This is a genomic window from Streptomyces sp. NPDC028419 (assembly GCF_055565515.1).
The window spans coordinates 106,069-126,695 of the sequence record NZ_JBVHUE010000020.1 but is presented as its reverse complement, the minus strand read 5'-3'; the positions used below and the strand labels follow the sequence as shown (position 1 = coordinate 126,695).

Sequence of the window (20,627 nt, the reverse complement as noted above, 5' to 3'; positions counted from 1 at the left end):
TCCTCCCGTTGCGATAAAACGGGGGGGGGGTTAGATTTTTGTACACGGTGGGGCAAAGACAAAAAACACAGGGGGAGGGGGGGGGGAGAAACCCCCCCCCCCCCCCCCCCCCCGCCGGTTTTTTCGCTTCCCGCCCCCGCGGGGGCGGACACACGCAGGGCCCGCGGCGCGTGGTGCGCTGCGGGCCCTGCGTGTACCGAACCGCCGGGACGCTAGGCGCTCTCGTCCCGTCGCAGCTTCGGCTTGAGGTCCTTGAAGCGGGCCAGCAGCCCGTTCACGAAGTTCGGCGACTCGTCGGTCGAGAACTCCTTGGCGAGCTGGACCGCCTCGTCGATCGCCACGGCGTCCGGGGTCTCGTCGACCCAGATCAGCTCGTAGGCACCCAGCCGCACGATGTTCCGGTCCGCGACCGGCATGCGGTCGAGGTCCCAGTCCACGGCGTAGGTGACGATCAGGTCGTCGATGCGGTCCACCTTGTCGGCGTACCCCTCGACGAGGTTCATCGTGAACTCGCTGACCGCCGGTTGACGGCCCTCGGTGTCGTTCCGTGAGTGACGGACCCAGTCCGCGAGGACCTCGCGCACGGGCACACCGCGCTGGTCGGCCTCGAAGAGGATCTGGAAAGCACGCTTGCGGGCGTTGCTCCGGGCTCCCACGGTTAGCTGTTCACCCGGCCGAGGTAGTCGCTGGTACGGGTGTCGACCTTGACCTTCTCGCCGGTGGTGACGAAGAGGGGGACCTGGATCTCGTGACCGGTCTGCAGGGTCGCCGGCTTGGTGCCACCGGTGGAACGGTCGCCCTGGACGCCCGGGTCGGTGTGCTCGATCACGAGCTCGACGGCGGCCGGCAGCTCGACGTAGAGCACCTCGCCCTCGTGCTGCGCGACGGAGGCGGTGAAGCCCTCGATCAGGAAGTTGGCGGCGCTGCCGACGGCCTTGCGGTCGACCATCAGCTGGTCGAAGGTGTCCATGTCCATGAAGACGAAGTAGTCGCCGTCCATGTACGAGAACTGCATGTCACGGCGGTCGATGGTGGCCGTCTCGACCTTGGTGCCGGCGTTGAACGTCTTGTCGACGACCTTGCCGGACATCACGCTCTTGAGCTTGGTGCGCACGAAGGCCGGGCCCTTGCCGGGCTTGACGTGCTGGAACTCGACGACGGACCAGAGCTGGCCCCCGTCGAGCTTCAGCACCATGCCGTTCTTGAGGTCGTTCGTGGAAGCCACGGTTGCGAAATCTCCTGGACTGGTGGACCACGGGTGGCGCGCACAGCAAAGCTAGAGCGCGAGCAGCTCCTTGGTCGTGATGGTGAGTAGCTCGGGTCCGCCGTCCGCCTCAGGGCGTACGACGAGCGTGTCATCGATCCGGACGCCGCCCCGGCCCGGGAGGTGAACCCCCGGTTCGACGGTGACCGGCACGCAAGCGTCCAGTTTACCCATTGCTGTAGGTGCAAGCTGCGGGTCCTCGTCGATTTCGAGGCCGACGCCGTGTCCGGTCGACGGAGCGAGGGCTTCCCCGTGCCCCGCGGAGTCCAGTACGGAGCGCGCCGCGTGGTCGACGTCGCGGTACGCGGCCCCCGGTGCCAGGGCCTCGCGGCCGGCCCGCTGAGCGGCGAAGACGAGGTCGTACAGCTCGATCTGCCAGTCCGCGGGGGTGGTGCCGATCACGAAGGTACGGCCGATCTCACACCGGTAGCCGCGGTAGTTCGCGCCCAGGCAGACGGAGAGGAAGTCCCCCTCCTCCACCCGCCGGTCCGAGGGCCGGTGCCGCGAGCGCCCGGAGTGCGGACCGGTGCCGACGGAGGTCGGGAAGGCCGGGCCGTCCGCGCCGTGGTCCACCAGCCGCCGCTCCAGCTCCAGGGCGAGGTGGCGTTCGGTACGGCCGACGAGGATGGACTCCAGGAGTTCGCCGAGGGCCTGGTCGGCGATCTCGGCGGCGATCCGCAGACAGGCGATCTCCTCCTCGTCCTTGATCAGCCGCTGTTGCTCGACGGCGGAGCCGAGATCGGACAGCCGCAGCCGGGGCGCGACCGAGCGCAGCGCCCGGTGCCGGGCGACGGTGAGGTGGTGCTCCTCGACGGCGAGGGAGTCCGCCCGGACGTCCTTGCCGCAGGCGAGGTCGGCCGCGGCGACCGCGGGATCACCGCCGGGACCGGACAGGACGGACAGCCGCAGGTGTTCGTCGATCCGTCCCTCGTCCGCCTCGCCGGTGGGCGAGGCCGCGCAGAAGAGGACGTCCTCGGCGGGCCCGACCAGCAGGACCGCCCCTTCGGGGAAGGCCCCGGCGAGATAGCGGACGTTCGCCGGACGCGTGATCAGTGCGGCGGAGTTGCCCGCTGCGGCACAGCGGTCGCGAAGCAGGGCCCGACGGGCCGCGTACACGTCTGACATGTCTTCGAGCGTACGAGCGCCCCGCGCATCCGGCTCGACGAGCGCGTCCGGACGAGGTGCGCGGCCGCCCGGGCGGCGCCGGTCACCAGCTGCCGGGGGTCGAGATGGCGCGGGCCAGGACCTCGTCGAGGGCGCGGGCGGTGCCCTCCACGTCCAGGTGGGAGTTGTCGATGATGGGCAGGCCGGAGCCGTACCAGCCCGCCATCCGGCCGTGGATCCGGGCGACTTCCTCGTCGGAGAGTCGGCGGTTGCCGGAGCGGGCCGCGTTGCGCTCCAGGACGATCTCCAGGCCGGGCAGCAGGACCACGGGGAGCAGCCCGGGCCCCACGTGCCGCTTCCAGCCGCCCAGGCCCACCACGGGCCGGTCGGGGAAGACCGCGTCGTCGAGGATGCAGGAGATCCCGTTGGCCAGGAAGTTGCGGGCGGCGAAGCCGCAGGTGCGGCGGGCGAGCCGGTACTGGGCCTCGGAGTGGTCGTTCCAACCGGCCTGCGGGTCGGCGAAGCCCGAGCAGACCCACTCGCGGACGTCGTCCAGGCTGATGTGCGCGGTCGGCACCTGCCGGGAGCCCGCCCAGTGCCGGGCCACGGTCGTCTTGCCCGCGCCCGCGGGCCCGATGAGCAGGACGGCGAGGGTGGCCACGCCCGTGCCGGGGGCGGGCGGCGCGGCCGCCGGCAGCGGGATGTGCCCGGTGGCCTCGGGTACGGGCGCCACCACCGCGCCCGGCACGTAGCCGGGCTGGCGCGGCGCCCCGTGCGGCGCGGGCACGGGGGCGGGATGCGGCGGAGCGGGCGGGGCCGCGGGGTGCGCCGGACCCGCGGGGTGCGGCGGAGCGGGCGGGGCCGGGGGGTGCGGCGGGCCGGCCGGGTGCGGCGGGCCCGCGTGGTGGCGCGGCGGCCCGCCGGGGTGCGACGGGTGCGGCGGGCCGGCGGGCGGCGGGGCCCAGCCGGTCACGGGGGCTATCGGCGGCTGCGCGGGGGCGGCCGGATGCTGTCCCGGCTCGCCCCATCCCCCCACTCCGTGCTGCATCCGCTGCCACTCCGTCTCGTTCAGGCGAGGACTGATGCGAGAACGTTATCTCAGGCCGCGGGCAGTTCTTCCGCCAGCGCGTGCAGCGCGAGCCGGTAGGAGCCCAGTCCGAAGCCCGCCACGGTCCCGGTCGCCACCGAGGCGATGACCGAAGTGTGCCGGAATTCCTCGCGGGCGTACGGGTTCGAGATGTGCACCTCGATCAGCGGCGCGGTGCGCTGCGCCGCCGCGTCCCGCATCGCGTACGAGTAGTGCGTGAAGGCGCCGGGGTTGATCACCACCGGAATCTTCCCGTCGGCCGCCTCGTGCAGCCAACGCACCAGCTGGCCCTCGTCGTTGGTCTCGCGGACCTCGACGTCGAAGCCGAGGTCCCGGCCCAGGCTCTGGCAGCTCTCGACGAGCCCGGCGTACGAGGTGGCCCCGTACACGTCGGGCTCGCGGGAGCCGAGCCGGCCCAGGTTCGGGCCGTTCAGCACGAGCACCTTGCGGCTCACGCGGACACCTCGCCGTAGGCCGCGATCAGCACGGCCGGGTCGGGGCCCTCCAGGACGGTCGGCTTGGCCAGCCCGTCCAGGACGATGAAGCGCAGCAGGTCGCCGCGGGACTTCTTGTCGACCTTCATGGTCTCCAGCAGCTTGGGCCACTGGTCGCCGCGGTAGGTCAGCGGCAGGCCCACCGAGGCGAGCACGCTCTTGTGCCGCTCGGCGGTCGCGTCGTCGAGCCGGCCGGCGAGCCGGCCCAGTTCGGCGGCGAAGACCATGCCGATCGACACGGCGGCGCCGTGGCGCCACTTGTAGCGCTCGTTCTTCTCGATCGCGTGGGCGAGGGTGTGGCCGTAGTTGAGGATCTCCCGCAGGCCCGATTCCTTCAGGTCGCTGGAGACCACGTCGGCCTTGACCTGGATGGAGCGGACGATCAGCTCGGCGGTGTGCGGGCCCTCGGGGGTCCGCGCCGCCTCCGGGTCCTCCTCGATCAGGTCGAGGATCACCGGGTCGGAGATGAAACCGGCCTTGATGATCTCGGCGAGGCCGCTGACGTAGTCGTTGACCGGCAGCGAGTCGAGGGCCGCCAGGTCGCAGAGCACGCCGGCGGGCGGGTGGAAGGCGCCGACGAGGTTCTTGCCCTCGGCGGTGTTGATGCCCGTCTTGCCGCCCACGGCCGCGTCGACCATCGCGAGGACGGTCGTCGGCACCGCGATCCAGCGCACGCCGCGCAGCCAGGAGGCCGCGACGAAGCCCGCGAGGTCGGTGGTGGCGCCGCCGCCGACGCCGACGATCACGTCGGTGCGGGTGAAGCCCGACTGCCCCAGGGCCTTCCAGCAGTACGCCGCGACCTCGACGGTCTTGGCCTCCTCGGCGTTCGGCACCTGGATGGCGACCGCCTCGTAGCCCTGGGCCGCGAGGTCGTCGCGCAGCGCCTCACCCGTGGAGGCCAGCGCCTCGGGGTGGATCACCGCGACGCGCTGCGCCTTGGTGCCGATCAGGGTGCCGAGCTCGCCGAGCAGCTGCCGGCCGACCAGCACGTCGTAGGCGTCGTGCCCGGAGCTCGCGCCGACCTGGATGCGCGTCACCTGGTCTGTCATACGTCCTTCAACTCCAGAGCGTCGAGGACCGCCTGGGCGACCTCTGCGGGGGTGCGGTCGTCGGTGGCCACCACGACGCGCGCGACTTCGGTGTACAGGTGGCGGCGCGCGTCCATCAGCTCGCGCCACTGGCGGCGCGGGTTGACGGCGAGCAGCGGGCGGGCCGCGCCGAGGCCGACCCGGCGGACCGCCTCGTCGATGTCCATCGACAGGTAGACCACGGGCAGCCCGGCGAGCAGGGCCCGGGTGCCGTCGTCGAGGATCGCGCCGCCGCCGAGGGCGAGGATCCCGGTGTGTTCCGCGAGGGCGTCGGCCACGGCCGCGCGCTCCAGGCCGCGGAAGTACGGCTCGCCCTCGTCGACGAACAGCTCCGCGATCTCCCGGCCCTGCGCCGCGACGATGTCGGCGTCCGTGTCCCGGTAGGGCACGCCGAGCCGTTCGGCGAGCAGCGCCCCCACCGTGGACTTGCCGGACCCCATCGGTCCGACCAGGACGACCAGGGGACCGCCGGTCACCGGATCTGCAGGTTGTCGAGGTACGAGCGGACGTTGCGCCGGGTCTCGGTCACCGAGTCGCCGCCGAACTTCTCCACGACGGCGTCGGCCAGCACGAGGGCGACCATCGCCTCGGCGACGATGCCCGCCGCGGGCACGGCACACACGTCGGAGCGCTGGTGGTGGGCGACCGTCGCCTCGCCGGTGGCCACGTCGACGGTCGCCAGCGCGCGGGGCACGGTCGCGATCGGCTTCATGGCGGCCCGTACGCGCAGCAGCTCACCGGTGGTCAGGCCGCCCTCGGTGCCGCCGGAGCGGCCGGAGGTGCGCTTGAGGCCCTCGGAGGTGGAGACGATCTCGTCGTGGGCCTGGGAGCCCGGGACGCGGGCCAGGTCGAAGCCGTCGCCGACCTCGACGCCCTTGATCGCCTGGATGCCCATGAGCGCGGCGGCGAGCCGCGCGTCGAGGCGGCGGTCCCAGTGCACGTGCGAACCGAGGCCGACCGGGACGCCGTAGGCGAGCACCTCGACGACGCCGCCGAGGGTGTCGCCGTCCTTGTGGGCCTGGTCGATCTCCGCGACCATCGCCTTCGACGCGTCGGCGTCGAGGCAGCGCACCGGGTCGGCGTCGAGCTTCTCGACGTCGGCGGGGGTCGGGTAGACGCCGTAGGGGGCCTTGGCGGCGGCCAGTTCGACCACGTGGGAGACGATCTCGATGCCCGCGGTCTCCTTGATGAAGGACCGGGCGATGGCACCGAGGGCGACGCGGGCGGCCGTCTCGCGGGCGCTGGCGCGCTCCAGGATCGGGCGGGCCTCGTCGAAGCCGTACTTCTGCATGCCGGCGAGGTCGGCGTGGCCCGGGCGGGGGCGGGTCAGCGGGGCGTTGCGCCCGGAGCCCTCCAGCTCGGCCGGGTCGACCGGGTCGGCCGACATGACCTTCTCCCACTTGGGCCACTCGGAGTTGCCGACCATGACGGCGACCGGGGAACCGAGGGAGAGACCGTGGCGGACGCCGCCGAGGAAGGTCACCACGTCCTGCTCGAACTTCATCCGGGCACCGCGGCCGTATCCGAGCCGGCGGCGCGCCAGGTGGTCGGCCACCAGTTCGGTGGTGACCGGAACGCCGGCGGGAAGCCCCTCCAGCGTCGCTACCAGCGCCGGTCCGTGCGACTCCCCGGCGGTCAGCCAACGCAACCTGCTCAACGATGCTCCTCATGCTCGCGCCTGGCACAACCAAGGCGCGACCGGGTGCGCCGTCCGGGCCCGCCACCCCCGATCCTCCCACGTCCGGGCCGATGTACCGGCCCCCGGTCCAGCTATCGGACGCCACTGTGGCAGGTCGGGGCGGGTACGGACGGGTACAGGCGGTTACGGACCCACCGCCCCGGATGGATCTACCGTGCGGCCAGGGCCCGTTCCCCGGCGGCCCGCATCGCGGCGAGCGGCCCGGGAGAGCGGCCGGTCATCTGCTCGACCTGGAGGACGGCCTGGTGGACCAGCAGGTCGAGACCGCCGACCAGCTGCCCGCCGCGTCCCGACCAGGCGGCCGCGAGCGCGGTCGGCCAGGGGTCGTAGAGCACGTCGAAGAGGGTGCCCGGTCGCTCGGGGACCGCTCCGGCCAGGGCATCGGTCGCCCCGGCGGGAGTGGTCGCGATCACCAGCGGCGCGGCCAGGGCGTCGGCCGCGGCCGACCAGTCGGCGGTGCGCACGGTCACGCCGAGCCGCTCGCCCCACCGGCGCATCTCCGCGGCCCGCTCGGCGGAGCGGACGAAGGCCGTGACCTCGCCGGAACAGATCCGCGAGAGGGCGGCCAGCGCGGAGGAGGCCGTGGCCCCCGCGCCGAGGATGGCGGCGGTCGGCACCCGCTCCACGCCCCGCTCGCGCAGCGCGGCGAGGATCCCGGGGATGTCGGTGTTGTCGCCGATCTTGCGGCCGTCCTCGGTGAAGACGACCGTGTTCACCGCCTCGACGGAGGCGGCGGTCTCGCTGACCTCGTCGAGCAGCGGCATGACCGCCCGCTTGAGCGGCATGGTCAGCGACAGCCCGGCCCACTCGGAGCCGAGCCCCTTGAGGAAGCCGGGGAGCGCGGCCTCGTCGGTCTCGAAGCGGTCGTAGGACCAGTCGACGAGGCCCAGCTCCTGGTAAGCGGCGCGGTGCAGCACCGGTGAGAGGGAGTGCTCGATGGGCGAACCCAGCACCGCGGCCCTTATCCGTGACATGTTCCCGCTACCCACCGCTCTGCTGTTGCTTCTTCTGTGCCTGTCGTGCGTTGAACTCCTCGACGAGCTTGTTGTGCTCGGCGAGGGTCTTGCTGAAGGTGGTCTTGTTCCCGTCGACGGAGACGAAGAACATCCAGCCGTCCTTGTCCGGGCTCAGGACCGCGTTGAGCGCGTCGATGCCCGGGTTGCTGATGGCTCCGGGCGGCAGGCCCTTGACCTTGTAGGTGTTGTACGGGTCCTCGATGGAGCGCGTCTCCTCGCGGGAGACGTTGATGTTGCTCGTGCCCTTGATGTAGTTGATCGTCGAGTCGAACTCGAGGCGCTGCATGGTGACGTTGTTCGTCGGCTTGAGGCGGTTGTAGATGACGGCCGCCATCTTGCGGTAGTCCTCGTGCTTGTTGCCCTCGGCCTGCACCAGGCTCGCGACCGTGACCACTTCCAGCGGGGACTTGAGGCCCAGGTCCTTCGACTTGCCCTCGATGCCGAGCGCCGCGTACTTCTCCGTGGCGTTCTTGACCATCTTCTTGAGCAGGTCCTGCGGGGTGATGCCGGTCGTGAGGTCGTAGCGCGCCGGGTAGAGGAACCCTTCCAGCGGGTCCTTGATGTTCTGGCCGTCCTCGGCCCAGGCGGGCAGGCCGAGCGTCTTGACCTCGCGCTTGGCGAGCTCCGCGGTGGTGCCCTCCTGGAGCTTGAGCTTCTTGTCGATCGCACCGTAGACCTGCACGTTGCGCAGGCCCTCGGCGACGATGATCACGTTCAGCTTCGAGGGGTCGGACATGACCTCGACGACGGACTTCGCCGACATCTGCTTGCGCAGCGGGTAGAGGCCCGGCTGGATCCCGCTGCCCTTGGGGTGTTCCTGGGCCGCGTTGACGAAGGCCTCGGCGCTGGCGACGACGCCCGCCTTCTGCAGGATGGCGCCCATCTGGCCCAGGCTCGCGCCCTTGGGGATCTCGACGTCGACCGAGGTGGTGCCCTCGCCCGTGTAGTCGTCGGCCATGCCGAGTTTCGCCTTGACGTACGAGAACCCGTAGTAGCCGACGCCGCCGACCGCGCCCACGATGACCAGGGCGGCGATCAGGCAGGCCGAGCCGGTGCGCTTGGTGCCCTTGCTCTTGCCGTCCTTGCCCTTGCCGCGGCCGCCGCGGCGTCCGCCGGACGGGGGCTCGTCCGCGTCGCCGCCGCCACCGGCCGGGAGGAGGGACTCCTCCTCCGGTTCGGCGACCTCGTCCTGCCACTCGGTGGAGGGCTCCGGGACGAGGTGGCGGCGGCCGGGGGGCTGCGGCGGCGGGTACGCCGTGTCCGTGGCGTAGCCGTCCGGGGTCTCCCCCGGGTAGGCCACGGCCTGCTGGGCGTAGGGGTCCACGCCGTAGGGGACGGCCTGCTGGCCCTGGCCGGTGTCCCAGACCTGGTCCGGCTGGCCGTCGTACCCGGGCTGCTGCTGGTGGTGCGGGTGCTGCTGCTGTACGGGGTACTGCTGCTGCTGGTGTTGCGGGTGCAGCTGCTGGGGGTGCTGCGGCTGCTGCGGGTGTTCGGGCGCGTAGCCCTGGTACTCCGCGGGGTACTGCTGCGGGTGCTGGGCGTACTGCTGCTGGGGCTGCTGCTGGTACTGCTGCGGCGGCCCCTGGTACTGCGGCTCCTGCGGATACTGCTGCTGGCCGACTGCGTAGGGCACCTGACCCTGTTGGGCCTGGTGTCCGGCCCACGCCGGGTCCCCGTAGAGGGGATCCTCTGGGTGCCACGGTTCGGGGCCAGAGCCCCGTCCATACTCGGTCATCGGTCCCCTAGAGCCGCGAGACGGAGGCAGCGGCTGCTTGTGGGCCGCGGCACCCGGTTCCGCCTCAGAAGTGGTGGGCGACGGCTGTTCGAATGCCGTCACATCGCGCGGAACGTTACCGTATCGCGATCAGACAACCACTTCGACGCACTCACCGGGCGGATTACCTGATACCCGTTCGGTCTCCAGAGCGTTCTGGAGGATGACCACGGCGGCCGCCTGGTCGATCACCGAGCGCCCCTTCTTGGCGTTGCGCCCCGAGGCCCGCAGGCCCTGGGCCGCGGTGACCGTGGTCATCCGCTCGTCCACCAGCCGTACGGTCACGGGCTTGATGCCCTTGGCCAGCTCGGTGGCGAAGGCACGGCACTTGGCCGCGGCCGGCCCCTCCCGCCCGCTGAGCGAGCGGGGGAGGCCGACCACGACTTCAAGGGGTTCGTACTCCGCGACGAGCTGCCGCAGCCGCTTGTGCGCGGCCGGGATGTCACGTCCCGGCACGGTTTCGACCGGTGTGGCCAGCACCCCGTCGGGGTCGCACGAGGCGACCCCGATCCGGGCGTCACCGACATCGATCGCGAGGCGTCGGCCGCGGCGCAGCGTCATCGTCAGGCCGTCTCTCCGACGAGGCGCTCGATCGCGCCGATGGCCTCGCCGATGGCGTCCGGGTTCTGGCCGCCGCCCTGGGCGACGTCCGGCTTGCCGCCGCCACCGCCGCCGAGGGTCTTGGCGGCCGCGCGCACCAGGTCACCGGCCTTGAGACCGCGCTCGCGGGCGGCCTCGTTGGTGGCGATGACGGTGAGCGGGCGGCCGCTCGCGACCGTGAAGAGGGCCACGACGACCGGGCGGTCGCCCTGGATGCGGCCGCGCACGTCGAGGACCAGCTTGCGCAGGTCGTCGGCGCCGGTGCCGTCCGGCACCTGGCCGGTGACCACGGCGACGCCGCGGACGTCCTGGGCGCCGGCGGCCAGGCCGGCGGCGGCCTGGAGCACCTTCTCGGCGCGGAACTTCTCGATCTCCTTCTCGGCGTCCTTCAGCTTGCCGAGCATGGAGGCGATCTTCTCCGGCAGCTCCTCGGGGCGGCCCTTGACCAGCTCCTGGAGCTGGGCGACGACCGTGTGCTCCTTGGCCAGGAAGTTGTAGGCGTCGGCGCCGACCAGGGCCTCGACGCGGCGCACGCCGGAGCCGATGGAGGACTCGCCGAGCAGCTTGACCAGGCCGAGCTGGGCGGTGTTGGCCACGTGGGTGCCGCCGCACAGCTCCTTGGAGAAGTCGCCGATGGTCACGACGCGCACGCGCTCGCCGTACTTCTCGCCGAATTCGGCGATGGCGCCCTGCTTCTTCGCCTCGTCGATGCTCATGACCTCGGCGGTGACGTCCAGCTCGCGCGACAGCACGTCGTTGATCTTCTGCTCGACGTCGGTGAGGACCGTGCCGGGGACGGCGTTCGGCGAGCCGAAGTCGAAGCGGAAGCGGCCGGGCGAGTTCTCGGAACCGGCCTGGGCGGCCGTCGGGCCGAGGGCGTCGCGCAGCGCCTGGTGGGTCAGGTGGGTGGCCGAGTGGGCGCGGGCGATGGCCCGGCGGCGCTTGACGTCGATGACGGCGTAGGCGGAGGCGCCGACCGTCACCTCGCCGACCTGGACGACACCCTTGTGCACGTGCACGCCCGGGACGGGCTTCTGCACGTCGCGGATCTCGACGACGGCGCCGGAGTGCAGCTTGATCCGACCCTGGTCGGCGAGCTGGCCGCCGCCCTCGGCGTAGAACGGGCTGCGGTCCAGGACGATCTCGACCTCGTCGCCCTCGGAGGCGGCCGGCGAGGAGACGCCGTCGACGAGCAGGCCGACGATGGTGGACTCGCCCTCGGTGGAGCCGTAGCCGGTGAACTCGGTCTCGCCGGAGTTGTCGGCGACCTCGCGGTAGGCGGACAGGTCGGCGTGACCGGTCTTCTTGGCGCGGGCGTCGGCCTTGGCCTTGTCCCGCTGCTCCTGCATCAGGCGGCGGAAGCCCGGCTCGTCCACGGTGAGGCCCTGCTCGGAGGCCATCTCCAGGGTGAGGTCGATCGGGAAGCCCCAGGTGTCGTGGAGCAGGAACGCCTTGTCGCCGGCCAGGACCGAGCCGCCGGCGGCCTTGGTCTCGGTGATGGCGGTGTCGAGGATGTTCGTGCCGCCCTTGAGCGCCTTCAGGAAGGCGGCCTCTTCGGCGAGGGCGACGGTCTCGATGCGCTTGCGCTCGGTGATCAGCTCCGGGTACTGGAGGCCCATGGTGTCGACGACGACGCCGATGAGGTCCAGGACGACCGGGCCGGTGGCGCCCATGAGGCGCATGTTGCGGATGGCGCGGCGCATGATGCGGCGCAGCACGTAGCCACGGCCCTCGTTGCCGGGGGTGACCCCGTCGCCGATGAGCATGGCGGAGGTGCGGATGTGGTCGGCGACCACGCGCATCGAGACGTCGCTGTCCTTGGCCTGGCCGTAGCGGACGCCGGTCAGCTCGGTGGCCTTGTCCATGACCACGCGCAGGGTGTCGGTCTCGTACATGTTCTGTACGCCCTGCAGGATCATGGCGAGGCGTTCGAGACCGAGGCCGGTGTCGATGTTCTTCGACGGCAGGTCCCCGAGGATCGGGAAGTCTTCCTTGTTCTCGCCGGCGCCGCGCTCGAACTGCATGAAGACCAGGTTCCAGATCTCCACGTACCGCTCGTCGTTGACGGCCGGGCCGCCCTCGGCGCCGAACTCGGGGCCGCGGTCGTAGTTGATCTCGGAACACGGGCCGCAGGGACCGGGAACGCCCATGGACCAGAAGTTGTCCTTCTTGCCCAGGCGCTGGATGCGCTCGGCGGGGACGCCGATCTTCTCGCGCCAGATCTGCTCGGCCTCGTCGTCGTCGAGGTAGACCGTGATCCAGAGCTTCTCGGGCTCCAGGCCGAAGCCACCGTCCGCCACGGGGCTGGTGAGCAGCTCCCAGGCGTAGGTGATGGCGCCTTCCTTGAAGTACTCGCCGAAGGAGAAGTTGCCGCACATCTGGAAGAACGTGCCGTGGCGGGTGGTCTTGCCCACCTCTTCGATGTCCGGCGTGCGCACGCACTTCTGGACGCTGGTGAGCTTCGAGGCGGGCGGCTTGACCTCACCCAGGAAGTACGGCTTGAACGGGACCATGCCCGCGTTGACCAGCAGCAGAGTCGGGTCGTCCGCGATGAGCGACGCCGAAGGGACAACGGCGTGACCGCGCTCCTCGAAGAAGCTCAGCCAGCGGCGGCGGATTTCAGCCGACTCCATCAGTGGTCCTCATTCCGGTTGTACGAAAACTTCAGTGGGTTGTTCTGGGGGTGCTTCCCGGGGCCCTTCTCGGCCCCGATGGCCCGCAGCCGCCGCGGCCCGGGAAGGGCGGTGACGTTGTCGGGCCGGTCCGGGTCCTGGTGCAGACCCAGTGCGTCGTTCAGCTCGTCCTCGCGCTGCGTCATTCCCGCTTTGACGTCGAGGGCGAAGTCCTTGAGCCGGTGGCCCGCTTCGAGCGCCTTGTCGGCGGCCTGCGCGGCGAGGCTCTCCGGCGTCAGCTGCTTGAGCTTGCGGTTGACCTTGGTGGTGGCCCACACACCGGCGGCTGCGCCGGCGGTGAACCAGAAGGTACGGCGGAACATCGCGGTCTCAGTCCTTCTGCTTCCGGCGCCGGGCCGCCGGTACGGTCCGTCCGACGATCACGGTACGCCTGGGTGTCCGCGCGGGCGCGCCGTTCGGGGCCGCTGCCGCCGCCTCCTTGCGCCCGAGCGCCTTGCGCACTCCGTAGCCGAAGGCCGCGACCTTGACCAGCGGGCCGCCGAAGGCGGAGGCCACGGTGCTGGAGAGCGCGGAGGCGTTGGAGGTGACTTCCTGGACGTCGCTGGCGATGGCGTCGACCCGGTCGAGCTGGGTGCGCGCGGAGCGTACGGTCGTGGAGGCGTCCGCCAGCAGCGGGACGGCCTGCTCGGTCACCTCGGCCACCAGCTTGGTGGTCGCCCTCAGCGTCTGGGCCAGTCGCGCCAGCGCGAGCGCGAGGAACGAGACCAGGATCGCCCAGAAGACGGCCACGAGGATCCCGGCCACCTCACCACCGGACACTTTGCACCGCTCTCTGCGTGTTGAAAACTCGTCCCCCGACCCTATCGCGCCGGAGATCCGCGGCCCTACCGGAATTCGGAGGTCGGACCCGATCGCCTTGTACGCGGCGCATGCGGACCAGTACCCTCCGTGTCCCATGCGAGCACCCGAGGACTCCCCCCGCGCCGCGGCGCCCTACGGCAATCTTCCCTCGGAGCTGAACGGCTTCGTCGGCCGGGGCCCGGAACTGGGCGAAGTGGCACGACTGCTGGAGTCCGCGCGCCTGGTGACGGTGACCGGCGCCGGGGGCGTGGGCAAGTCCCGGCTGGTGCTCGCCGCCGCCCGCCGGGCGCAGGAACGCTACTGCGACGGGGTCTGGTGGGTCGAGCTGTCGACCCTGCGCGATCCCGCGCTGCTGGAACTGACGTTCGCCGAGGCCCTCGCGCTGACCGACCACACCAGACGCCCGCCCCGCACCGTGCTGGCGGAGCACCTGGCGCCGCGCCGGCTGCTGCTCGTCCTGGACGGCTTCGAGCAGCTGGTCGACGAGTGCGCGGAGCTGGTCCACGAGCTGCTGCGCCGCTCCCCCGGCCTGTCCGTGCTGGCCGCCGGGCGGCGGCCGCTCGCGCTGGACGGCGAGCGGAGCTTCCCGCTGGCCCCGCTGGACGCCGACGACGCGCTGGCGCTGCTGGCCGACCGGGCGGTGGCGGCCGACCCCGGCTTCGCGGTCACCGACGAGAACCGGGCCTCGCTCGGCGAGCTGTGCGCCCGGCTCGACGGGCTTCCGCTCGCCCTGGAGCTGGCGGCGGGGCGGCTGCGCACGCTCTCCCCGGCCCAGGTGGTGGTCCGGCTGGAGGACCGGTTCGCCCTGCTGACGGGCGGGGGGCGCGGGGCGCTCCCGCGGCACCGGGCGCTGCGGACCGCGATCGGGTGGAGCCACGAGCTGTGCACGGCCGAGGAGCGGCTGCTGTGGGCGCGGCTGTCGGTCTTCGCGGGCCAGTTCGACCTGGACGCCGCCGAGTACGTCTGCGCGGGCCCGGACCTGCCGGTCGAGGGCGTGCTGGACCTGGTCGGGGAGCTGCTCGCACAGTCCCTGCTGGTGCGCGAGCGGACCCCGGCGGGCGTCCGCTACCGGATGCTGGAGACCGTACGGATGTACGGGGCGGGCTGGCTGGAGTCGCTCGGTGACGCGGGACGGCTGCGCCGGCGCCACCGCGACTGGTTCATGGGCCTGGCGACCTGGTGCGAGCTGGACTGGTTCAGTCCGCGCCAGCACGAGGTGGCGGCCCTGGTGGAGACCGAGCTGCCCAACCTGCGGCTCGCGCTGGAGTGCTGCCTGGAGGAGCCGGACGAGCTGCACCTGGGCCAGTACCTGGCGGGGACCCTGTGGTTCTACTGGGCGGGCTGCGGCCGGCTCACCGAGGGGCGGCTCTGGCTGGACCGCACGCTGGACCAGGCCGAACGCCCGGGGGCCGAACGCCCGGGGGCCGAGCAGGAACCGGCCCGGCTGAAGGCCCTGTGGGTGCTCGGGTACGTGGCCGCCCTCCAGGGGGACGCCGTGGCCTCGATGAGCGCCCTGCACGAGTGCCTCGACGCGGCCCGGGCCGCCGGGAACCCGGTGGCCACGGCCTACGCGGTGCACCGGCTGGGCTGCCTGGCGCTGCTCTCGGACGACATGGTGCGGGCCGGGGAGCTGCTGGGGGCGGCGCTCGGGCACTACCGGGAGGCCGGGGAGCTGAACAGCAACGTCCTGATGTGCCAGGTGGAGCTGGCGATGGCCAGGGCCTTCCAGGGGGACCTGCCGGGCGCGCTGGCCCTGTGCGAGGAGGCCCGGGAGATCTGCGAGGAGCGCGGGGAGCGCTGGGCGAAGGCGTACGTGCTGTACGTCCTCGCCTACGCGGCCCTGGACGCGGGCGGCGCGGCCGAGGCGCGGCGGCTGTTGAACGAGTGCGTGACGATCAACCACGCCTTCCACGACCTGCTGGGCCTGGTGCTGGCGCTCGAACTGCTGGCGCTGGTGACGGTGGCCGAGGGGGAGCCGGCGGAGGCCGCGGTGCTCCAGGGCGCGGCGGAGCCGCTGTGGGGTTCGGTGGGGCTGCGGCTCTTCGGCTCGGGCTACTTCAACGCGCCGCGGCTGATGTGCCAGGAGCGGGCGGGCGAGCTGCTGGGCGCCGAGCGGTACGCGGCCGGGGCCCGGCACGGGCGCGGCCTGACCCTGGACGCGGTGGTGGAGCGGGCCCTGCGGGGGCCGGAGCCGCGGGCGGGGCAGGGCCCGGGAGGCAACGAGGGCGGCGTACCGCGACCGCGCGGAACGGCGGAAAGCCCGCCCCCTCCCCCGAAGGGGAGCGGACGGGCTTCCGTCGAGACGAACAGCCTGTGAGGACCGCGCTCGCTGAGGGAAATCAGCGGGCGTAGTACTCGACGACGAGCTGCTCGTCGCAGATGACCGGGATTTCCTTGCGGTTCGGGTCACGGTCGAGGCGGAAGGCCAGGGCCTTCAGGTTGATCTGCAGGTAGCGGGGGGCCTCACCCTCGCCGGCGTAGCCACCCTCACGAGCAACCTGGAAGGGGTGCTTGTCGCGGCTGCGCTCGCGGACCGTGATGACGTCGTCCGGGCGGACACGGAACGACGGCTTGTCGACCTTGCCACCGTTGACCTCGATGTGGCCGTGAACGACCATCTGGCGCGCCTGGTAGATGGTGCGGGCGATGCCCGAACGCAGGACCAGGGCGTCGAGGCGACGCTCGAGCTCGACGACAAGCGCCTCGCCCGTCTTGCCTTCGGCCTTCTTCGCGCGGTCGTACGCGCGGGCCATCTGGCGCTCGGAGATGTCGTACTGGGCGCGCAGACGCTGCTTCTCGAGCAGACGCACCTTGTAGTCCGAGTTCTGCTTGCGGCCACGGCCGTGCTCGCCCGGCGGGTAGGGGCGGGCCTCGAAGTACTTGACGGCCTTCGGGGTCAGCGCAATGCCGAGGGCACGCGACTTCTTGACCTTGGGTCGCTTCTGGTTCACGTGGAACCTACCTCCATGTAAGTTAGGTGAGGCTTACCTTAGCGAGGAGGACGTAATGTCTCGACCACATGGGATCCCCCTGCCCAGTGCGCGTCGAAGTTCAGATCCAAACGAAACAGGATCTGCTTTCGACGACGATTGGCAGAGTCAGCCGCGTCCCAGGGAAGGCGCTCGACAGCTCACCGGAGCCGAGCGCGTACGAACCCTCGTAGAGTCCAACGCCTCAGTATCCCTCACTCTGCCGGGTGCTCACGACACGCACGAGCCCGACGGGTTCGGGACGGGAATGCCGGCCGCTAGGACCGTCACCCCGGACGGGGACGTGATTCTCCTTGTGTCAGGGGAATCCGCGGCTGCCAGGGCAGCCGCTCACGCCCAGGACGACGACCTCACCGCCGTGATCGAGATCACGGACGTGGCGCCGGTGTCCGTGCCCCATCGTATCCGAGGCCGCGCGTGGCTGGCGGGCTGGCTCACTCCGGTGCGCGGGGACGACCGCGCCGCCTGCGCCGCCCTGCTCGCCGAGCGCCATCCGGTGGGCGAGCTGCTGGGCATGGGCGAGGCCCTCGACCCCGATCCCTCCCCCGGCCGCTACGGCCGCCCCGCCTGGATGCTGCTGCGGCTGGAGGTCGGCGAGATCACCGTCGACGACCTGTGGGGCGCGGGCCACGTGGACCCCGACGCGCTGGCCGCCGCCGAGCCGGACCCGATGGTGGCCCACGAGACGGAGCTGCTCCAGCACCTGTACGCCGACCACGGCGACCGGGTCCGCGAGCTGTGCGGCCTGCTGGGCCCGCGCGGCGGCGCCGGCCTGGACGCGGTCCCGCTCGCCCTGGACCGGCTCGGCCTGCGGGTCCGCTTCACCGGCGCCGCGGGCGGCCCCTTCGACGCCCGCTTCGACTTCCCCGAGCCGGTCCGCGACATCCGCGGGCTGCGCCGGGCGATGCACACGCTCTTCGCCGCGGCCGGTCACTGATCCGGTGGGCAGGTGCCCAGCAGCTCCTGGAGCGCGAGCTTCTCGGGGGCGGTGACGGACAGCCGGTACTTGTGCTTGATGCCGGTGTAGCGGCGCGCGTACGTGCACCAGTACTCCCGCCGCGGCGGGCGCCACTTGTCCGCGGTCTTGCTGCTCTTGTCGTAGTTCGTCCGCTTGTCCACCGCGAGCAGCACGTCGAGGTCGTTGGCGTACTCCAGCCGGCGCTGCGGGGTCCAGGCGTACGCGCCCGCGCGCCAGGCGGCGCCGAGGGCGACGACGTGGTCGGTCTGGATCTGCGAGGCCCGCCGGTAGTAATAGGGGAGGGACGCGCCGGTGTAGGGGTCGTGCAGCACCCCGGACACCACCACGCACGGATTGCGGTCGCCCTCGCGCAGCTCGCTCAGATCGCGCCGCAGGACGTCGTCACGGGTGTCGCAGCCGTTGCGCCCGCCGACCGCGTCGGTCTCGTCGGACCAGTACGTGCCGAAGTTCTCGCGCTTGTACGTCTCCCAGTTCTTGCCCCACTCGACGGCGAGCCCGGCCAGCTGGGTCCTGGCCACGGCCGCGGTCGGCGGAAACCCGGCACTGGCCAGCGGCACCCGCGCCACCAACGCGGCCGCACTGGCCCGCGCGGCACTCTCCTGCCCACCGTGATGACACCCCCCGAGCAGCAGCACGGCCCCCACGGCGAGCAAGGTTCCAGAACGCAACCCCATGCGCCGACCCTAGGCCGCACTTCTGCCACGCGCACATCCAGCGCACCCGAGCCAAAACCAGCCTCGCCGGCGTTTGAGGCGCCCCCGGAGGGCGGGGTCCGGGGCGGAGCCCCGAGCCCACGACGGGTCAGTTCCCCCGCAGCCGCTCCCGCACCTTCTCCACCACGTCCGCGTACCGCGCCTCCGCCCCGTACCGCGTCGGCTCGTAGTACCGCTTCCCGTGGATCTCGTCCGGCGCGTACTGCTGCGCCGCGATCCCCCCGGGCACGTCGTGCGGGTACACGTACCCCACCGCGTGCCCCAGCTTCGCCGCCCCCTTGTAGTGCCCGTCCCGCAGGTGCGTCGGCACCGGTCCCGTCAGCCCCGCCCTGACGTCGGCCAGCGCGGCCCCGATCGCCGTGGTCGCGGTGTTCGACTTGGGCGCCAGCGCCAGCGCGATCGTCGCGTGGCTCAGCGTCAGCGCGGCCTCCGGGAAGCCGATCATCGCCACCGCCTGGGCCGCCGCGACGGCGGTCGGCAGGGCGGTCGGGTCCGCGAGGCCGATGTCCTCGCTCGCCGAGATCATCAGCCGGCGGGCGATGAAGCGGGGGTCCTCCCCCGCCTCGATCATCCGGGCCAGGTAGTGCAGGGCGGCGTCCACGTCGGAGCCGCGGATCGACTTGATCAGGGCGCTGGCCACGTCGTAGTGCTGGTCGCCGTCCCGGTCGTACTTCACGGCCGCCCGGTCGACGGCCTCCTCCACGGTCTGGAGGCTGATCTCGGCCTCGCCCTTGGCGATGGCCGATCCGGCCCCCGCCTCCAGCGCGGTCAGCGCGCGCCGCGCGTCGCCGCCCGCGATCCGCAGCAGGTGCGCCTCGGCATCGGCCGGCAGGGTGACCGCCCCGCCGAGTCCGCGCTCCTCGGTGAGCGCCCGTGCCATCAGCGCGCTCAGGTCCGCGTCGGTGAGCGGTTCGAGGGTGAGCAGCAGGGAGCGCGAGAGCAGCGGCGAGATGATCGAGAAGTACGGGTTCTCGGTGGTCGCGGCGATCAGGGTGACCCAGCGGTTCTCGACGGCCGGGAGGAGGGAGTCCTGCTGGGCCTTGCTGAAGCGGTGGATCTCGTCGAGGAAGAGGACGGTCTCCTTGCCGTACCCCCCGGCGGCCCGCCGGGCGCCCTCGATGACCGCGCGGACCTCCTTGACCCCGGCGGTGATCGCGGAGAGCTCCACGAACCGCTTCTGGGTGGCCTGGCTGACGACGTACGCCAAGGTGGTCTTCCCGATGCCGGGCGGACCCCACAGGATCACCGAGGAGGCACCGGCCGGACCGCCGGCCCCGTCGCCCACCAGGCGGCGCAGTGGGGAGCCGGGCTTGAGCAGGTGCTGCTGCCCGACGACCTCGTCCAGGGTGCGCGGGCGCATCCGGACGGCGAGCGGAGAACTCGACGGGTCCTTCTCCTGGCGGTCCTCGGCTGCTGCGGTGAAGAGGTCTGGTTCCACCCCGAAAGCCTATGCGAGGCCACCGACAGTGCGGCCCCCCGCGCTCACGAGGTCCAGAAGTCCCACCAGCGCGTCAGGATCAGCATGCCGATGATCCCGACGTGCAGCACGGGCGGCACCCACGCGAACTCGCCGAAGAAGCCGCGCAGCCAGCCCGGCGCCGGCAGCAGGCCCTCGCGGACGTTGTGCGCGGTGACGTACCAGAAGAGGAAGATCGTCGCGACCCAGGCCAGGGAGCACCACAGGCACAGCGAGTTGATGTTGTACAGCGACTGGTACATCAGCCAGGCGCAGAAGCCGACGCCGAAGAGGGCTCCGGCATTGAGGGTCAGCCAGTACCAGGGGCGGAAGCGGGCTCCGGCCAGCAGGCTCATGCCGACGCAGACGACGATCCCGTAGGCGACCAGGCCGAGCATCGGGTTCGGGAAGCCGAAGGCGGACGCCTGGTCGCTCGTCATGATGTTGCCGCAGGAGACGACCGGGTTCAGGCTGCAGCCCGGGGTGAAGTTCGGGTCCTCCAGCAGCTTGAACTTGTCGATGGTGATCACCCAGGCGGCGAGCAGGCCCGCGGCTCCCGTGATCACCAGCAGCCAGGCCAGCGCCCGACTGCCGCCGACGGTCCGCGGAACGTCACTACCGGTGGTGGTCGTCATACGGCCGCTCTCCCACATCCGTGCAAGCAAGGTCGACAAGCAGGGGCCATTGTGCCGTACGGGACCTACGGTCCACCGTTCGGTGCGCATAAGTACGCCACCGGGGGGGGGGGGGGGGGGGGGGGGGGGGGGGGGGGGGGGGTTTTTTTTTTGGGGTGGGGGGGGGGGGGAGGAGGGAGGGGGGGGGGGGGGGGGGGAGGCCGGGATGCGAACCAACAGAGAGGTTGGTCCTTT

General features: G+C 71.9%; 20 protein-coding genes. 2 read left to right on the top strand and 18 right to left on the bottom strand.

Going from position 1 to position 20,627, the window contains the following annotated elements:
• Positions 1 to 212: 212 nt before the first annotated feature.
• The 14 genes from nusB to ACZ4UB_RS23435 form a co-directional block, all read right to left on the bottom strand.
• A complete protein-coding gene (nusB, locus tag ACZ4UB_RS23500) occupies positions 213 to 656 on the bottom strand; it encodes a transcription antitermination factor NusB (RefSeq protein ID WP_354381486.1) in 444 nt (147 codons plus the stop codon).
• Between the two features lie 2 nt (positions 657 to 658).
• Entirely contained in the window at positions 659 to 1,225 is a 567-nt protein-coding gene (efp, locus tag ACZ4UB_RS23495; RefSeq protein ID WP_385786124.1) for an elongation factor P, read from the bottom strand.
• A 51-nt stretch (positions 1,226 to 1,276) separates the two neighbouring features.
• Positions 1,277 to 2,389, bottom strand: coding sequence for an aminopeptidase P family protein (locus tag ACZ4UB_RS23490; RefSeq protein ID WP_468072818.1), 1,113 nt, complete (start codon positions 2,387 to 2,389; stop codon positions 1,277 to 1,279).
• 82 nt (positions 2,390 to 2,471) lie between these two features.
• Complete coding sequence (locus ACZ4UB_RS23485) at positions 2,472 to 3,416, bottom strand: AAA family ATPase (RefSeq protein ID WP_468072816.1); 945 nt, start codon at positions 3,414 to 3,416, stop codon at positions 2,472 to 2,474.
• Between the two features lie 50 nt (positions 3,417 to 3,466).
• Positions 3,467 to 3,910 carry a type II 3-dehydroquinate dehydratase gene (gene aroQ, locus ACZ4UB_RS23480; RefSeq protein WP_354381483.1) on the bottom strand — a complete coding sequence of 148 codons (444 nt, stop codon included), beginning with the start codon at positions 3,908 to 3,910 and terminating at the stop codon, positions 3,467 to 3,469.
• Positions 3,907 to 4,998, bottom strand: coding sequence for a 3-dehydroquinate synthase (gene aroB / locus ACZ4UB_RS23475; protein ID WP_468072814.1), 1,092 nt, complete (start codon positions 4,996 to 4,998; stop codon positions 3,907 to 3,909). The genes aroQ and aroB overlap by 4 nt, the downstream gene beginning before the upstream one ends.
• A complete protein-coding gene (locus tag ACZ4UB_RS23470; protein ID WP_354381481.1) occupies positions 4,995 to 5,513 on the bottom strand; it encodes a shikimate kinase in 519 nt (172 codons plus the stop codon). The genes aroB and ACZ4UB_RS23470 overlap by 4 nt, the downstream gene beginning before the upstream one ends.
• Positions 5,510 to 6,694 carry a chorismate synthase gene (gene aroC, locus ACZ4UB_RS23465; RefSeq protein WP_468072811.1) on the bottom strand — a complete coding sequence of 395 codons (1,185 nt, stop codon included), beginning with the start codon at positions 6,692 to 6,694 and terminating at the stop codon, positions 5,510 to 5,512. The genes ACZ4UB_RS23470 and aroC overlap by 4 nt, the downstream gene beginning before the upstream one ends.
• Before the next feature lie 191 nt (positions 6,695 to 6,885).
• Complete coding sequence (locus tag ACZ4UB_RS23460; RefSeq protein ID WP_468072809.1) at positions 6,886 to 7,710, bottom strand: shikimate dehydrogenase; 825 nt, start codon at positions 7,708 to 7,710, stop codon at positions 6,886 to 6,888.
• Positions 7,711 to 7,717: 7 nt separating this feature from the next.
• Entirely contained in the window at positions 7,718 to 9,385 is a 1,668-nt protein-coding gene (gene mltG, locus ACZ4UB_RS23455; protein WP_468072807.1) for an endolytic transglycosylase MltG, read from the bottom strand.
• 231 nt (positions 9,386 to 9,616) lie between these two features.
• A complete protein-coding gene (gene ruvX / locus ACZ4UB_RS23450; protein ID WP_354381477.1) occupies positions 9,617 to 10,087 on the bottom strand; it encodes a Holliday junction resolvase RuvX in 471 nt (156 codons plus the stop codon).
• Between the two features lie 2 nt (positions 10,088 to 10,089).
• Entirely contained in the window at positions 10,090 to 12,759 is a 2,670-nt protein-coding gene (gene alaS, locus ACZ4UB_RS23445; RefSeq protein ID WP_468072805.1) for an alanine--tRNA ligase, read from the bottom strand.
• The gene (locus ACZ4UB_RS23440) at positions 12,759 to 13,121 is read right to left on the bottom strand and encodes a DUF6167 family protein (RefSeq protein ID WP_354381475.1); all 363 of its coding nucleotides are present in this window, start codon (positions 13,119 to 13,121) and stop codon (positions 12,759 to 12,761) included. Before ACZ4UB_RS23440 ends, alaS begins: the two co-directional genes overlap by 1 nt.
• A gap of 7 nt (positions 13,122 to 13,128) precedes the next feature.
• On the bottom strand, positions 13,129 to 13,578 hold the full coding sequence (locus tag ACZ4UB_RS23435) for a DUF948 domain-containing protein (RefSeq protein WP_468072803.1): 450 nt from the start codon (positions 13,576 to 13,578) through the stop codon (positions 13,129 to 13,131).
• A 136-nt stretch (positions 13,579 to 13,714) separates the two neighbouring features.
• Here ACZ4UB_RS23435 and ACZ4UB_RS23430 point away from each other — a divergent pair, with 136 nt between their 5' ends.
• Entirely contained in the window at positions 13,715 to 15,937 is a 2,223-nt protein-coding gene (locus tag ACZ4UB_RS23430; RefSeq protein ID WP_468072801.1) for an ATP-binding protein, read from the top strand.
• Positions 15,938 to 15,959: 22 nt separating this feature from the next.
• On the opposite strand, the gene rpsD is transcribed toward ACZ4UB_RS23430, so the two are convergent.
• Entirely contained in the window at positions 15,960 to 16,571 is a 612-nt protein-coding gene (rpsD, locus tag ACZ4UB_RS23425) for a 30S ribosomal protein S4 (protein WP_283451479.1), read from the bottom strand.
• 55 nt (positions 16,572 to 16,626) lie between these two features.
• On the opposite strand from rpsD, the gene ACZ4UB_RS23420 reads away from it, so the two are divergent.
• The gene (locus ACZ4UB_RS23420) at positions 16,627 to 17,547 is read left to right on the top strand and encodes a DUF2470 domain-containing protein (protein ID WP_468072799.1); all 921 of its coding nucleotides are present in this window, start codon (positions 16,627 to 16,629) and stop codon (positions 17,545 to 17,547) included.
• Here the strand turns inward: ACZ4UB_RS23420 and ACZ4UB_RS23415 are convergent.
• From ACZ4UB_RS23415 to ACZ4UB_RS23405, 3 genes are all read right to left on the bottom strand, one after another.
• Positions 17,541 to 18,263 carry an HNH endonuclease family protein gene (locus ACZ4UB_RS23415; RefSeq protein ID WP_468072797.1) on the bottom strand — a complete coding sequence of 241 codons (723 nt, stop codon included), beginning with the start codon at positions 18,261 to 18,263 and terminating at the stop codon, positions 17,541 to 17,543. The two genes, ACZ4UB_RS23420 and ACZ4UB_RS23415, sit on opposite strands and share 7 nt — an antisense overlap.
• A 127-nt stretch (positions 18,264 to 18,390) precedes the next feature.
• On the bottom strand, positions 18,391 to 19,740 hold the full coding sequence (locus tag ACZ4UB_RS23410) for a replication-associated recombination protein A (protein ID WP_468072795.1): 1,350 nt from the start codon (positions 19,738 to 19,740) through the stop codon (positions 18,391 to 18,393).
• 44 nt (positions 19,741 to 19,784) lie between these two features.
• A complete protein-coding gene (locus ACZ4UB_RS23405; protein ID WP_354381469.1) occupies positions 19,785 to 20,393 on the bottom strand; it encodes a vitamin K epoxide reductase family protein in 609 nt (202 codons plus the stop codon).
• Between the last annotated feature and the right edge of the window lie 234 nt (positions 20,394 to 20,627).

What these genes read in the sequence shown, in the direction of transcription:
- ACZ4UB_RS23415 (WP_468072797.1), bottom strand. Translation starts at nt 18,263, where the DNA reads ATGGGGTTGCGTTCTGGAACCTTGCTCGCCGTGGGGGCCGTGCTGCTG.
- ACZ4UB_RS23460 (WP_468072809.1), bottom strand. Translation starts at nt 7,710, where the DNA reads ATGTCACGGATAAGGGCCGCGGTGCTGGGTTCGCCCATCGAGCACTCC.
- ACZ4UB_RS23405 (WP_354381469.1), bottom strand. Translation starts at nt 20,393, where the DNA reads ATGACGACCACCACCGGTAGTGACGTTCCGCGGACCGTCGGCGGCAGT.
- ACZ4UB_RS23440 (WP_354381475.1), bottom strand. Translation starts at nt 13,121, where the DNA reads ATGTTCCGCCGTACCTTCTGGTTCACCGCCGGCGCAGCCGCCGGTGTG.
- ACZ4UB_RS23490 (WP_468072818.1), bottom strand. Translation starts at nt 2,389, where the DNA reads ATGTCAGACGTGTACGCGGCCCGTCGGGCCCTGCTTCGCGACCGCTGT.
- ACZ4UB_RS23430 (WP_468072801.1), top strand. Translation starts at nt 13,715, where the DNA reads ATGCGAGCACCCGAGGACTCCCCCCGCGCCGCGGCGCCCTACGGCAAT.
- aroB (WP_468072814.1), bottom strand. Translation starts at nt 4,998, where the DNA reads ATGACAGACCAGGTGACGCGCATCCAGGTCGGCGCGAGCTCCGGGCAC.
- ACZ4UB_RS23420 (WP_468072799.1), top strand. Translation starts at nt 16,627, where the DNA reads ATGTCTCGACCACATGGGATCCCCCTGCCCAGTGCGCGTCGAAGTTCA.
- ruvX (WP_354381477.1), bottom strand. Translation starts at nt 10,087, where the DNA reads ATGACGCTGCGCCGCGGCCGACGCCTCGCGATCGATGTCGGTGACGCC.
- alaS (WP_468072805.1), bottom strand. Translation starts at nt 12,759, where the DNA reads ATGGAGTCGGCTGAAATCCGCCGCCGCTGGCTGAGCTTCTTCGAGGAG.
- ACZ4UB_RS23485 (WP_468072816.1), bottom strand. Translation starts at nt 3,416, where the DNA reads ATGCAGCACGGAGTGGGGGGATGGGGCGAGCCGGGACAGCATCCGGCC.